Genomic DNA, 13,911 nt, shown 5'->3' on the forward strand with positions numbered 1-13,911 from the left:
TTTAGTGAAACGCTCCGCATTTTCCCTAATTGAACTTCTTATAGTCGTCGTTATAGTAGGGGTTGTATATACTTTTGCTATATCGAACTTTGAAAATGTAAAGCAAAACAAAGTAAAACCGACACTATTAAATCTAAAATCTTTGCTAAATAAAATAAGTAAAAATAACTATGCAGAACTCATATGTTTAGACAAGTGCAAAAGTTGTAATCTTTATGTTGACGGTGTCTTAGATGCAAATGCATCTGCAGAGTTTGAAGATTTTTTAGATGAAGATGTTAAAGTTTATAGATACGACGTAAACTATGGCTTGGTAAGTTTACAAAATAAAGTGTTTTTTAATTATGAAAATACACAAGAAGAGATATGTTTCTCTTTAAGTGTAGATACAAATGGGGTAAGTGAACAGTTGATAGTCGAATATAAAGATAAGTTTTATGATTTTTCTCCATATTTTACAAATACAAAAGTTTATTTGAGCGCATCTGACATAAGTGATGTTAGAGAAGATTTATATCAAGAGGTACTTAGATGATATTTAAGTACAAGGGTGTAAGTAACGAAGGGAAAAAACTTTCACTTAAAGTAGAGGCTTCAAGTCTTAATGAAGCAAAGTCAAAACTAAAAGCAAACGGTATAATCCTCCAAAGTATAGAAGAAGACAGCCCGTCTATTTTTGAAAGTATCTCTGTTTTAGGAAAATATAAAATTCCCTCAAAAGAACTCTCAGCTCTCTCACGGGAACTCTCCATGTATATCCGTTCAGGTATATCTATAGTCTCAGCTATAAAAATAGTGCAAACACATTATGAAAAAAACAAAAAGATGAAACTCTTTTTAAGCACTGTAAGTACGCATCTGGATGAGGGAAAAAACTTCTATACGGCTTTAAGCACTCAAGAAGTTGCCCAGCTTCCGAGTTTTTATATAGAGAGTATAAAGGTAAGTGAAAACGGTGGTATTTTAGATGAGGTTTTGATGGAACTTAGCCGCTTTTTAAAAGAGCAAGATGCTATAAATAAAGAGATAAAAGGTGCATTTGCATATCCTAGTTTTATGATAATCATCTCTTTAGTTATGATATCTTTTATGCTCGCTTTCGTAGTACCTGAAATTACAGGAATATTTGAATCAATGGATCAAGAACTTCCTACTCCTACAAAGTTTGTTATAGCGATGGGGGATTTTTTTAATAATAACTTTACGACACTTTTGGGCTTTTTGTTTGCATTTGTCGTTATATTTTTAATATTGATGAAAAAGAGTAAATCTTTTGCATATATGATACATAAACTTCTTCTAAAACTGCCGCTTTTTGGAGAGATAGTTCAAAAAAGCGAGCTGGCACGTTTTTCATACATTGCATCTTTGCTTACACGCTCAGGAGTCCCTTTTGTCCAGACAATAAACTTAAGTGCGAACATCTTAAATAATCTGGTACTAAAAGATATGTTTGTACTTGCCAGCAAAAAAGTAGTTGAGGGGAAACTGCTATCTTCTGCTTTAAACAACTCAAATGTAAAAATCGACAATGCTTTTATTCAGTCTATTGCTTTGGGTGAAGAGACAAGTCAACTTCAAAATGTACTGACAAATACGAGTGAGCTTTATTTTGAAGAAAACCGCGATAAAATAGGAATGCTTTTAACTCTGCTTGAACCTGCACTTATGTTGTTTGTAGGTGCAAGTATCGGGTTTATCGTAGCTGCTATGTTACTTCCTATTTTTTCAATGAGCATCAGCTAATGAAAAAAGGTATAGCACTTTTAATAACTCTGTTTTTTATAATGGCGATAACTATAAGTATAGGTATCGGTTTTAAGTATGTTAATGAAGCTAAAGCAACCATAAAAGATGAAAATTTTTTGCTTCAGACAAATATAATTATTGATGATGTTTTAACTTTTTTAAAAAATTCACAGGAATTAAAACTTATTAAAGACGATGATTCTGGCGAAGCATTTGATATTTTTTTGGCACAGAGTGAATTTATCCCTTTTGAAATCGAAGATATAAAAGTTGTAATCTCTATAAAAAGTGCCAGAAGAAAAGTAAATTTAAATGATTTGCTAGAGTTAGAAGTAGTTGATAATCAGGAAGAACCAAAGCAACTACAACAGTTTAAAAGTTTTTTGAGCGGATACAATGTGAATCTAAGCTATGTGGATATGTTAAGGGATTCGGTTTCAAAATATGATATTAACTATGCTCCTTCAACAGGTATTTTAGAAGCAAAACCGGATATTTTTCGTGATTATATAGCATCATACGAACATCTTGATGAGATAAACGAATATTATAAAAATACTTATTATGAAAACTATTTATCTGCCATAAATTTTAAAGATATTTTTTATGTCGGTAAAACAGGCTCAAAGGATAACAACACGACACAAAGTGATTATTGTATAGATAATTTATATATGACAGCGTGGACCAGACATATGCTTGAGGGCATAACACTTGAAGCTGCACAAGAGTATATACCCGAAGATGCAAATGATTCAAATCTTAGTGAGATACAAGGGTTTAAATTGTGTGATTCAACTGAATCCAGAATGTTTTTAGATGTAGGGTTAGAAATTATTCAAGGGAAAAAAACAGCGAACATCAGCTTTGAATATGATATAAAACAGACAAAAGGGTATAATTTTTCTTATGAAATTTAATGTGAAAAAAAATAGAATAGTCTTTTTAGACCCACACTCATCTATAACTGTAACAAGTGATGAAAAAATAGATTTGATATTGTCACCATCGCTTTACTGGGTTCAAAAGGTGAAATTACCGGTTAAATATGTCAGAGAAGTAAAAAAATTATTGCCTAGCTTATTTGAAGATATTTTACCTGAGGGTAATTACAGCTATAGTGTTTATAAAGATGAGAGTTTAGACGGAAGCTATTTTATTTTTGCATATGAAGATAAGCGTATTATAGATTTGGCATCTAGTTTTGGAATAAGCTCTTCAAATATAGCTAGTGTACGTTTTGCGCAATCTGTTTTACATGATTTGCAAGGTGCGGTTAAAATAAATGAAACTCAAAGCATCTACGTAAAAGACGGTGTTGTTACATTAGTACCTTGTTGCTGGATAGAAGAGAGCGGGAATATAAACTTAGATTCTATAAAATTATCACGTCATACTATAACTTTAGCTCAGTTTGGACATATTGTCGATAATTCAAGTTTATACAAAATAGCTGCTGTTTTAGTTGTTTTTTCTTTACTTTTCTTTGCAGAATATTTTATAACAAAACAAAAGATAGCTTCACTGCAAGAGCAAAAAAGTGAGCTTTTTACAAAGTATGACTTAAAACCTACAATGTTTCAAAATAAAGCACTTTTGAAAAAATATAAAGATATTCATAAAAACCAAACAAAGCTAAGACAAGAGCTTGCAAAAAAACTAAAACAAAAAAATATAAAACTTATAACTTATAAAAACAATACCTTAAAGGTTGAATCATGAATCGTATCAACCCATTATATATAGGTGCATTGCTTATAATGGTTTTAGCTTTGTCCATATATTCACTCGGTTCTGCAAAAAAATCTTTAAATGAAGAGAAAGAGAGTTTTAAAGAGATTCAAAAAATAGCGAATGAACTTAGCTCTCTTAAAAAAGCATATTCAAATAAAAAAATGAACGAGAGGGCTATAAGAAGACTTTTGGCACACTCTTATTTAAAATCGGCAGCTATAGATGCAGAGTATCAAAAAAATACTTTAAAACTTAAAAGTAAAAGTATGGATAAAAAAGCACTTGATTTTTTAATGGGCAAACTGCTTAATTCTACCTACAATATTACAAAAATGACAGTTAAAAGATTAAGTGAACAAAAAGCTAGCTTAGAGTTGGAGATAAAATGGTAAAGCTGGCTAAAGTGTTCGGATACTCGCTATTTTTTGTTTTAGCACTTATGTATTTTACTCCAAAAGTTGCACTCTATTATTTTGCAGAGATGCAATTAAAACCATATGGTGTTATTGTAACTGATGAGAATGTAGTCGATAATGGTTTTACCTTAGGTGTAAAAGATGCCTTAGTTACTTTTAAAGAGATAGAGAGTGCCAAAATAAAAGATGTAAACATTGCCCTGTTTGGTATATATAACAAAGTAAGTTTAAGTGATATAACGCTTGCATCTACGGCAGCTTCTTTTGTTCCGACAGACGTAAAAACGATAGATATTACATACACTATATTAAATCCCCTAAATATAGTCGCAGTATCAAGCGGTGGATTCGGCGAAGTAAAAGCAGAGGTAAATTTACTAGAGAAAAAAATGCTTTTGAAACTTGAACCCTCAAAGATAATGAGTCAAAAATATACAAACACCTTGAGAAATTTACAAAAATCAAAAGATGGAGGATATGAATATGCAAAAACTTTCTAATTCCCCAATCTTAAAAATCATAAGTATGTTGTTGATGTTGTTGGTAGCTGCAAAAGTTATATCTCTTATAGTTTTATACCTTCTTCCTAGTGACGGGATTGAACTAAGTATAGAGGAATCATACCAGCCAAAATATCAAAGGGTAGATTTTAAAAATATGTTAAACACTGCACAAACTGCACAATCATCTAAAAAAGAGTTTGTGCAAAGCGGTATAAGTATGACAAATATGATTTTAAAAGGTCTTTACGGTACTCAAAACAGCGGTTTTATAATAGTAGCTTTAAAATCAAAACCTAAAGATACTCAAATAGTTGAAGTAGGGGAAGTTTATAAGGGTTATAAACTTGTAGGTATTGAGAAAAAATCTGCAACATTTACAAAAAACTCAACAAAATATACTTTAAATTTAGAGGCTTTAAAAATCAATACACAAAATGTTAAATCTAAAGTTAGAGATGCAAACGGCGATGAGCAGATAAGTCAAAAAATAGTTAGCAAGAACGATATCGAGCATTACGCAAAAAACCCTAAAGATATTTGGAAAGAGATATCTATAATGGAAGTTAAAGATGGTAAAGCGATAAAAGGTTTTAAAGTTACAAGAATAAAACCAAATTCAAAAATTGCAACTTTGGGACTTAAAAAAGACGATATTATCATTAAGGCAAACAATGTAGTACTAAAATCTTACAGGGATGCACTTAATATTTACTCAAAAATTAAAGATATAGACGTCGTACAGATTGTAGTAATCCGTAACGGAATTGAAAAGGAGATAGTATATGAAATTAATTAAATCATTATTTATAGGCTTGCTTTTGGTTGTAAGTCTGCAAGCAAGACAAGAGGTAAATATAAACCTTTCAAATTTAGAAATTAAAGATTTTATCAAACTTGTTTCAAAAATTACAAATAAAAATATATTAATAAATCACAATATAAACGGTACGGTAGATTTAATAAGCACTGCACCTATTTATGATGACGAACTTATGGATGTTTTGGTATCCGTACTGGAATCAAAGGGTTATACCATAATCGCAAAAGGTTCTATTTTAGAACTTGTTCGCTCTGTAGATGCAGCAAAGTACAATGCTAAAGTTATTAAAAAAGGTAAGCGTGCAGACGGTGCGTTTATGGTTACTCAAAGCATCAAGGTTAATGGTGAAAACGTAGATATTGTAGCTGCAAAAATCCGTTATCTTATTTCAAAAACGGCTAAACTGATGACTATGAAAGAGTCAAACACAATCTTGGTAACGGATTATCCAAGAAATATTGAAACTATAAAAAAAGTTGTTAAAGATATAATTGAAAACTCCGCTATGAATGTTCAAGTGCAAAGTATAAAAAATACCGAAGCCAAGACTATAAAAAATAAACTTGACTCTATTACAAAGTCACTCTTTAATGAAAAAATCGTATCTCAAAATGTTCAAATAGTCGTAGATGAAAATACAAACTCTTTAATACTTGTAGGTATAAAAGAAAACATAAAAAAAGTACAAGATTTAATATCTAAACTAGATGTTGAATCTAACTCAGCAAACAACGGTGTACAGATATATTCGCTTAAAAATTCGGATGCAACGTCTGTTTTAAAAAGTTTAACCGAGATAATATCAAAACAGACATATAAAGACCCTAGCATGAAACCAAACGTAAGTGCATCTGATGAAATAAATGCCATAATCGCTATGGGTGATCCTATAATTTTAAAAGGTATCAAGCAGATTATAGATGAGCTTGATAAGGAAAAATACCAAGTTTACGTTCAGGCAAGAATTATAGAGATTAGTAAAAACGATGCTGAGAATCTAGGAATAAAGTATGGTTTTGACGGGGCATCTTTAACATCTAGCGGACTTTACTCTTTTTCCGGAAACTTTGGCGGAAGTGCAGTTGCAGGTAGTGTTGGAGCTGCACTAGTAGATAGTATTACAAATGGTGCAATCGGTGATATTGCAGTTGGTTTTGATGCACTTGCCCTTGGTGCTGCTATAGAGTTTTTAGAAAAAAACGGAGCAAGTAAGTCTATATCCAATCCGTCTATACTTTGTGTAAACAACCAAGAATCATCAATATATGTCGGTAAAACGGTATATGTAAAATCAGGTACTACAAACAATTCAGTTAGTGGTATTACCGATAACTTTAAACCTGATGAGATAGGTTTGACACTAAAGTTAAAACCTCGTGTATCATCAAACGATAAAGTTACTTTAAATGCAGAAGCTGTTTTGGAAAATATAATAGGTGAGAGTGAAAGCGGACATCCTATAACGACTAAACAAGAAGTTAAAACACAAGCAATCTTACGTCACGGTGAGAGCATAATAGTTGGAGGTCTTGTAAAGAGTTATGATAAAAATGAGGTCTCTAAAGTTCCTTTACTCGGTGATATTCCATGGCTTGGAGAGTTGTTGTTTGCTCATAACTCGGTTGAAACCCAACAAGATAATCTAATAGTTATTTTAACACCGTATGTTGTAAGCAACAGTGAAAAATTATCACAACTGCAAAAAGATTTGGGAATGCTTGAAAATCTTCAACAAAAGTACAATTTAGAAGTTTTTCAAAACATAGAAAAACAAGGTTTTAATACAGATGCAAAAGAAGAAGATAAAAATAATTCAGATAAAGTAAAAGCTATGAATCAAGCACAAATGCAGGAGATAGAGTAGTGATAAAACTTGAACCTCTCCACGATTTAAAACTGGAAGTTTATGAACTAGAAGAGCTGGAGACTGAACTTCTAAGAAAAAACTATCTTCTTTTTTCTCTTGTAGAGGATGAGGTGACTGCATTAACGTGTGAGCGTTATATGGTAGAGGCTACAAACTTTTACTCAAAACTATCTGTAAAGTATCCATTTAAACTTTTAGATGAAGATTCATTTGATCAATTATACAACCGCTTCTTGGAACTCCGCACTGATAAAGCTATAGAGACTATGCAAGAAGACGGTACAAAAAGTGAGGATGAAGATGAGGATATCTCACTTACCGATTTTTTACGCACATCCAGCGATATCTTAACAAGTGAAGAATCAGCACCTATCATCAAGTTTGTAAATGCACTTTTTTATCAAGCCGTTAAGAAAAAAGTATCGGATATACATATAGAAGTAGGCGAGAGTAAAGGTGAAGTTCGTTTCAGAATTGACGGAATGCTTACAAAAAATGCGGACTTGGAAAAAAAGGTCGTAAGTCTGATAGTTAGTCGTATAAAAGTTATCTCAAACTTGGATATTTCCGAAAAACGTATCCCGCAAGACGGTCGTACTCAAATCAAAATAGCAGGTGAGACTTTAGATATACGTGTATCTATTTTACCGACCTTTTACGGGGAACGCGTAGTTATGAGGCTTCTTATGCAAAGTAGCCAAATACCTCAAATAACTGAACTTGGATTTGATGATTCTATTATAGGGGATGTTAAAAAACTTCTCCGCTCATCTCACGGTATTATCCTTGTAACTGGTCCAACAGGAAGCGGTAAAACAACTTCTCTTCACTCGTTTTTGCGTGAAGTAGAGACTCCCGAGAAAAATCTCATAACGGTTGAGGATCCTGTTGAATATAAAAGCGATAATATCTCGCAAATCCAGGTAAATGAAAAAGTCGGACTTACTTTTGCATCTGCACTTCGCTCAATTTTGCGTCAAGACCCCGATGTGATTATGATAGGTGAGATTCGTGATGAAGAAACGGCAAATATTGCAGTTCGTGCCGCACTTACGGGACACCTTGTGTTCTCGACTCTGCATACAAACTCGGCAGCAGCTACAATTTCACGTTTAGCCGATATGGGAGTTGAACCGTTTTTAATCTCATCTTCTCTTCTTGGAATTTTAGCTCAAAGACTTGTACGTGTACTTTGTGAAGACTGTAAAGAAGAAGATGTTTTGGCTGAGAATTTTGCAGAGGATTATAACCTGCCTCGCGATGCAAAAATTTATAAAGCCTGCGGATGCAGGAGTTGTGGATATAGCGGTTATATAGGTAGAAAATCTATAGGCGAACTTTTAGTTATGCAAGACAGTGTAAAAGATTTGCTAAAAACTACGACAGATGAGCATACGATAAAAACAGCGTTGGAAAAAGAAGGTCTAAAAACTATAGCCAACCAACTCTCAAAAATGCTTTTAGAGGGTAAGACATCTTTAGATGAGGCTATAAGAATTGGTTTGGGACATTCCTAATGTATTGCTCGAAGAGTACGTGCGGATCTATTTTGAGCTCCCGTAAACATTTTTTTAACAAAAATGTTTCATACGCTCAATCCGCACGCAATGGATTTACTTTAATTGAGGTTATGATTGCCGTTATGATAATCTCCGTAGTTATCGGTGCTATACTTCAGATGCGAGGGAATTCGAGTTTTATCTATGAAAAAATAGATCAAAATGCAAAAATAAATCAATATCTTTCTTTTTTTATAGCTAATAATGATTTTGGTTTAGAGAGAAAAAGTACCACTATGAAAAACTTGTGCGATGAGTTTGAACTAGACAGTGAGCTTAGACGGGAATTTTCATCTATTAAACTAAATATAGATTATAAAAAATTAGATATATTGGATATGAGTGAATTTGATGAGGGTGCAGATTTAGTTATTGAAACCGGTAAGAGTATTATCCATACAAAAAACTTGTCTGCATCTCTTATAAGGGTTAGGATACCATAGTGCGTAGCGCCTTTACCCTAATTGAACTCCTAATATCCATAACGATACTCTCTATTTTGATGCTAGCACTATATAAAGCTTACGATGCACTAAATATATCAAATGAGATATATAAAGAAAAATCACAAGCAATAAAATCTATAGAGTTAAAAAAAAGAACTATTTATCTCGATTTTGCATTATCTGTAAAAAAAGATGATAAAGATAGAGTCACATACCTTGAGAAAGATACAGAAGAAGATATAGTTACATTTGCCGGCTCAAACTCCATTCATAAAAGATACAACCCATATATAACTTATCTTGTAAAAAATAAAATACTCTACAGAGTAGAATCTCTGCAAGAGATAAAAGAGTACCCCTTTGCTGCAGATATTAGAGCCGATATAGATGTAATGGGTGAAGTAAAAAAATTTAAAGTTTTCAAATCAAAAAATAATGACTCATATCTTATAGATGCAAGATTTAAAGATGAAAATAATATACTATTAAAAGTAAAAGCTTTAAACGAGATATGATGAGGTATTTTTATGAGGGTTTTAATAATTGGCGGTGGTATAGCTGCAGTTTATATAGCAAACAATCTTAAAAAACAAGATTCTTCAGTAGATATTACAATTTTAAGCGATGAAAAATATCCGCCTTATGACAGGATACATCTTTGCCGTTTAGTTGATGGAAGCTCAGATATAAACGACATAAAACTCCATTTAGACCCAACCGTAAACTTAGAACTAGAACAAAAAATAAATTCTATAGATAAAGAAAAAAAGCGCATCTATTCGGATGACTCTATGTTTTCTTACGATAAACTAATCATAGCAACGGGATCAGAGCCTTTAAATCTTTTAGATGAAAATATAAAAAATGTAAGTGTTTTTAGAAGTTCAAATGATTGTTTGGATATTAAACATAATCTAAACGATAGAGAGTTGGTTGTTGTAGGAAGCGGACCTATAGGATTAGAACTCTTAGAGACTCTAAATGATATGGATGAGGTTAAAAATATAACACTTCTTATCCGCTCCAAACATCTTTATGATAAGAACCTGTCTTTAGAGAGTATAGAGCTTATTAAAAACTGCTATATAAAAGATAGAAAAATTAAAATATCTTTTGAAGATGAAATAGTTGATACCCTTATAAAAGATAATGAGATAAAAACCCTTAAAACTAAAAAGCTAGAAATTCAAAATCCATATATAATCTTTGGTGTAGGAATAAAACCAAATATAGAGCCATTTAAAAAATCACTCAGATGCAACAAGGGGATACTTACAAACAGATATATGCAAACCGAGGATGATATATATGCAGTAGGTGAGTGTGCAGAGGTTGAAGAACTTGGTTTTATAGCCGGACATGTAAAAGAGTGTACGGCACAAGCTGATGCGGCAATATCGCATATACTTCAAAATGATGTTAAAGAGTTTGAACTTGATGTAAGTATAGATATGCTTAAAGTCGGCGAATTTGATTTGGTCGAAGTATCATCTGCTAAGTTTAGAGACGGGTTTGAGAAAGTCGTAATAAGCTCAAAAGAGTTTAACAGAATCGATGAGTATTTTTTAAACGATAATAAACTAACCCGTTTTATAGGTATAAACTCAAATGTAGATGTGGGATATATAGAGTCGCTTATAAAAGAGGGCAATGAAGTAGATATAAACTACCTTTATGAAAACCGTGTAGTGGGTGAACGAGGTCGTCTTGTATGTTCGTGTGAGCATCTTTATCATAAAGATTTAGTTGATATTGTAACCCAAGCAGGTGTACGTGATTTTTCCGAGTTAGCCGAATTTTCGAATGCGGGACGGGTTTGTGGTCGTTGTAAAATGATGGTAAGTGATATTATAAAAGATTCTCAAAGTTTGATTGACCCAAATATGCCTAGAAAAAGTGTAGAGGATATTAAACGTGAGCATGAAATAGCCGAGGTTAAAAGACGTATAGATAAGTTTAACGCCCTGCATCCAAGAAATGAGTTAACACAGGAAAATCTTGAAAATGCCATGGAGTCTTTGGATATTGGAAAACATGAGGTAAATTCGTGGATATCAATGGTAACGGCGACAATGAAGTTACATCCAAATTTTGAACAGGTAATAGAAGGTGCGGTATGTGCTCTAAATAGAGTCCCTATAATTTGGCTGGAACTTAGTGATTGCAGCGGAAACAGTGAAGCATTTATAAAGTCAACCAATCCTGCCATAGAGGATTTGATTTTTGATTATATCTCGCTTGATTATCATGAACTCATTATGGCGGCATCTGGTAATGAAAGTGAGACCATTTTAGAAGATATTATTAAAACCCAAAAGGGTGAATATATTTTAATAGTAGAGGGTGCAGTACCCTTAGGGCTTGATGGTAAATTTTTGCGTCTTGGTCCAAAAGGTGAGACGGGGTATGAACTGCTAAAACGTTGTGCAAAAGATGCAACTTTGATTTTGGCCGTGGGTTCATGTGCGTATGACGGAGGGGTTGTGGCAGCTTATCCAAACCCTACAGGTGCAGTCGGTGTAGCTGAAGCACTTGGTAGGGATGATGTCATAAACCTATCCGGATGTCCTACAAATCCGACAAACATAGTAGGTACTTTACTTTCATACCTCATGTTTGAAGAGTTGCCCGAACTTGATAAATTTAACCGTCCGCTTTGGGCATATGAGGGGCGTGTGCATGATAACTGCGAGCGTCGCGGACATTATGAACTTGGAGAGTTCGTAAAAGAGTGGGGAGATGCAGGGGCTAAAAAAGGGTGGTGTCTTTTTGAGATGGGTTGTAAAGGTCCTTATGCAAATGTAAATTGTCCGACTATGAAGTTTAATTCTGCTACTAGCTGGCCTGTTCAAGCGGGACATGGATGCATGGCTTGTACCGAACATAACTTTTTTGATAAATTTGCAAATGAGAGAAAATATGAAGAAGAGTAAAATAGTTATAGACCCGATTACTAGAATAGAAGGTCATTTAAGAGCCGAAGTTGAGGTAGATGATAAGGGTATAGTTAAAGAAGCTTGGGTTAGCGGACAGCTTTTTCGCGGAATTGAGACTATTTTAAAAGGGCGTGATCCAAGAGATGCAGGACTTTTGGCAGGACGTATTTGCGGAGTTTGTACAAACTCGCACTTTCGAGGTGCTATTACAAGTGTTGAAGATGCATACTCTATTGAGATTCCAAAAAATGCTGATATAATCCGTGACTTAATGGCTATGGCACTTTTTATACAAGACCATGTTGTACATTTTTATCATCTTCATCTTCTTGATTTTGCAGACGTTACATCCGCTTTAGAAGCAGATGCCAAAAGCGCTACCAAAGAAGCACCTAAATATACAAAAAAACCTTATAGAAATTCTGTGTCTCATTATGAAAATGTTTTAGAAAAACTAAATAAATTTGTAAAATCAGGAAGACTAGGACCGTTTGCAAACGCTTATTGGGGTCATAGCGAGTATAAGTTAAGCCCTGAACAAAATCTTATAGTCCTCTCTCATTATTTGGATGCACTAAGATTTCAAACACAAATATCTAAAGCGGTTGCAATATTCGGCGGTAAGACACCGCATCCTCAAAGTCTGGTAGTAGGCGGTGTGACAAGCGTCGCAGATATGTTAAATCCTCAGAGGCTGAATGATTATCTTTTTATTATGAAAGAGGCAAAAGAGTTTGTTGAACGTGCATACTTGGCGGATATGAAACTGATATCTATGGTTTACAGAGATGAGATAAAACAAGGTGTCGGAAGAGCTAACGGAAACTTTATGTGTGTAGGCGGTTATGAGTTCGAAGGTGAGAAAAAACTTTTTTGCAGCGGTGTTATATACGGACATGACTTTAAAAATATTGAGGAGTTTGACGAGTCAAAAATAACAGAAGAGGTTGATCGCGCTTGGTATGATGAAAATGATGAGATATGTTATACGGACCTAAACGAAGACGGTACTTTAAAAACAGAAAAAAAAGATGATAAATACTCTTGGATAAAAGCTCCAAGGTATGATGGTAAGACTATGGAGACTGGACCGCTTGCACGTGTACTGGTTTCTTACCATAGGGATAATGAGCTTATCAAGTCTTTTGTGGATGAGTTTTTGGATGAGACAAACTTAGAGATGATGGATTTATCGACAACCATAGGTAGAAACGCTGCAAGAGCTATAGAGAGTAATTATGTATGTGAATATGTTTTTAAACTTGTTTCACGCCTTATTCAAAATATCAAGTATTACGACACCGATACCTGGAGCAAGTATGAGTTTGAAAAGAAGCCAAAAAATACTAAAGGCAGAGCATTTTTAGAAGTACCTCGGGGTGTGTTAGCACACTTGATAGATATTGAAGATGCAAAGATAAAAAACTACTCGGTAATTGCACCTACGACCTGGAATGCCACGCCTAAAAACATAGATGGTTTTCGCGGTGCATATGAAGAGGCACTTATAGGTATAAAAGTGCAAGACACTTCCAAACCTTTAGAAGTTTTACGTGTTCTACACTCATTTGACCCATGTTTGGCTTGTGCCGTGCACATCATAGATACAAAAGGTAAAGAGTTAAGCCGCTATAAAATTAAAACTCTCTAGTCGTTTCTATATTTTGATATTCCACAAGGTTGATTTGGCTTTGGAGGATTATTTTTTAGATATGTCAAATCTTCTAGTGTTTGTGTTAAAACCTTTTTTTGTTGGAGAATCGGTAACATTAGGTTATCTTTTTCATTTAAAGGGATATCCCAGTTTGCAAGTATAGTCTGTACCTCTGCATCTAGTTCGTCAAGGGCATTTTGTATATGTTTAATAGAATTCATTTTAAT

At 33.6% G+C, this 13,911-nt stretch carries 14 protein-coding genes; 13 read left to right on the forward strand and 1 reads right to left on the reverse strand.

Annotated features, from left to right (window positions below; genetic code table 11):
• Positions 1-4: 4 nt before the first annotated feature.
• From FJR48_RS00965 to FJR48_RS01025, 13 genes are read left to right on the forward strand one after another with little or no spacing between them, the layout of a single operon-like run.
• The gene (locus FJR48_RS00965) at positions 5-535 is read left to right on the forward strand and encodes a prepilin-type N-terminal cleavage/methylation domain-containing protein (protein ID WP_152306313.1); all 531 of its coding nucleotides are present in this window, start codon (positions 5-7) and stop codon (positions 533-535) included.
• Positions 532-1,746: a type II secretion system F family protein gene (locus tag FJR48_RS00970; protein ID WP_152306314.1), complete on the forward strand. Its 1,215-nt coding sequence runs from the start codon at positions 532-534 to the stop codon at positions 1,744-1,746. The genes FJR48_RS00965 and FJR48_RS00970 overlap by 4 nt, the downstream gene beginning before the upstream one ends.
• Positions 1,746-2,669, forward strand: coding sequence for a hypothetical protein (locus FJR48_RS00975; RefSeq protein ID WP_152306315.1), 924 nt, complete (start codon positions 1,746-1,748; stop codon positions 2,667-2,669). Before FJR48_RS00970 ends, FJR48_RS00975 begins: the two co-directional genes overlap by 1 nt.
• The gene (locus tag FJR48_RS00980) at positions 2,659-3,471 is read left to right on the forward strand and encodes a hypothetical protein (RefSeq protein WP_152306316.1); all 813 of its coding nucleotides are present in this window, start codon (positions 2,659-2,661) and stop codon (positions 3,469-3,471) included. Before FJR48_RS00975 ends, FJR48_RS00980 begins: the two co-directional genes overlap by 11 nt.
• Positions 3,468-3,875, forward strand: a complete 408-nt coding sequence (locus tag FJR48_RS00985) for a hypothetical protein (protein ID WP_152306317.1) — start codon at positions 3,468-3,470, stop codon at positions 3,873-3,875. Before FJR48_RS00980 ends, FJR48_RS00985 begins: the two co-directional genes overlap by 4 nt.
• The gene (locus FJR48_RS00990; protein WP_152306318.1) at positions 3,869-4,399 is read left to right on the forward strand and encodes a hypothetical protein; all 531 of its coding nucleotides are present in this window, start codon (positions 3,869-3,871) and stop codon (positions 4,397-4,399) included. Before FJR48_RS00985 ends, FJR48_RS00990 begins: the two co-directional genes overlap by 7 nt.
• Entirely contained in the window at positions 4,383-5,198 is an 816-nt protein-coding gene (locus FJR48_RS00995) for a hypothetical protein (RefSeq protein WP_152306319.1), read from the forward strand. The genes FJR48_RS00990 and FJR48_RS00995 overlap by 17 nt, the downstream gene beginning before the upstream one ends.
• A complete protein-coding gene (locus tag FJR48_RS01000; protein ID WP_152306320.1) occupies positions 5,185-7,086 on the forward strand; it encodes a secretin N-terminal domain-containing protein in 1,902 nt (633 codons plus the stop codon). Before FJR48_RS00995 ends, FJR48_RS01000 begins: the two co-directional genes overlap by 14 nt.
• The gene (locus FJR48_RS01005; protein ID WP_241856079.1) at positions 7,086-8,606 is read left to right on the forward strand and encodes a GspE/PulE family protein; all 1,521 of its coding nucleotides are present in this window, start codon (positions 7,086-7,088) and stop codon (positions 8,604-8,606) included. The genes FJR48_RS01000 and FJR48_RS01005 overlap by 1 nt, the downstream gene beginning before the upstream one ends.
• A gap of 32 nt (positions 8,607-8,638) precedes the next feature.
• A complete protein-coding gene (locus FJR48_RS01010; RefSeq protein ID WP_188108592.1) occupies positions 8,639-9,091 on the forward strand; it encodes a type IV pilus modification PilV family protein in 453 nt (150 codons plus the stop codon).
• The gene (locus tag FJR48_RS01015) at positions 9,091-9,609 is read left to right on the forward strand and encodes a PulJ/GspJ family protein (RefSeq protein ID WP_188108593.1); all 519 of its coding nucleotides are present in this window, start codon (positions 9,091-9,093) and stop codon (positions 9,607-9,609) included. Before FJR48_RS01010 ends, FJR48_RS01015 begins: the two co-directional genes overlap by 1 nt.
• 12 nt (positions 9,610-9,621) lie before the next feature.
• Complete coding sequence (locus tag FJR48_RS01020) at positions 9,622-12,027, forward strand: hydrogenase small subunit (protein ID WP_152306323.1); 2,406 nt, start codon at positions 9,622-9,624, stop codon at positions 12,025-12,027.
• Positions 12,014-13,681, forward strand: a complete 1,668-nt coding sequence (locus FJR48_RS01025) for a nickel-dependent hydrogenase large subunit (protein ID WP_152306324.1) — start codon at positions 12,014-12,016, stop codon at positions 13,679-13,681. Before FJR48_RS01020 ends, FJR48_RS01025 begins: the two co-directional genes overlap by 14 nt.
• On the opposite strand, the gene FJR48_RS01030 is transcribed toward FJR48_RS01025, so the two are convergent.
• A complete protein-coding gene (locus FJR48_RS01030) occupies positions 13,678-13,905 on the reverse strand; it encodes a hypothetical protein (RefSeq protein WP_152306325.1) in 228 nt (75 codons plus the stop codon). The genes FJR48_RS01025 and FJR48_RS01030 overlap by 4 nt on opposite strands.
• Positions 13,906-13,911 lie beyond the last annotated feature (6 nt).

The organism is Sulfurimonas lithotrophica (genome assembly GCF_009258225.1).
Taxonomy (GTDB): domain Bacteria; phylum Campylobacterota; class Campylobacteria; order Campylobacterales; family Sulfurimonadaceae; genus Sulfurimonas; species Sulfurimonas lithotrophica.

What these genes read in the sequence shown, in the direction of transcription:
- FJR48_RS00970 (WP_152306314.1), top strand. Translation starts at nt 532, where the DNA reads ATGATATTTAAGTACAAGGGTGTAAGTAACGAAGGGAAAAAACTTTCA.
- FJR48_RS00975 (WP_152306315.1), top strand. Translation starts at nt 1,746, where the DNA reads ATGAAAAAAGGTATAGCACTTTTAATAACTCTGTTTTTTATAATGGCG.
- FJR48_RS00980 (WP_152306316.1), top strand. Translation starts at nt 2,659, where the DNA reads ATGAAATTTAATGTGAAAAAAAATAGAATAGTCTTTTTAGACCCACAC.
- FJR48_RS00985 (WP_152306317.1), top strand. Translation starts at nt 3,468, where the DNA reads ATGAATCGTATCAACCCATTATATATAGGTGCATTGCTTATAATGGTT.
- FJR48_RS00990 (WP_152306318.1), top strand. Translation starts at nt 3,869, where the DNA reads ATGGTAAAGCTGGCTAAAGTGTTCGGATACTCGCTATTTTTTGTTTTA.
- FJR48_RS00995 (WP_152306319.1), top strand. Translation starts at nt 4,383, where the DNA reads ATGCAAAAACTTTCTAATTCCCCAATCTTAAAAATCATAAGTATGTTG.
- FJR48_RS01000 (WP_152306320.1), top strand. Translation starts at nt 5,185, where the DNA reads ATGAAATTAATTAAATCATTATTTATAGGCTTGCTTTTGGTTGTAAGT.
- FJR48_RS01020 (WP_152306323.1), top strand. Translation starts at nt 9,622, where the DNA reads ATGAGGGTTTTAATAATTGGCGGTGGTATAGCTGCAGTTTATATAGCA.
- FJR48_RS01025 (WP_152306324.1), top strand. Translation starts at nt 12,014, where the DNA reads ATGAAGAAGAGTAAAATAGTTATAGACCCGATTACTAGAATAGAAGGT.
- FJR48_RS01030 (WP_152306325.1), bottom strand. Translation starts at nt 13,905, where the DNA reads ATGAATTCTATTAAACATATACAAAATGCCCTTGACGAACTAGATGCA.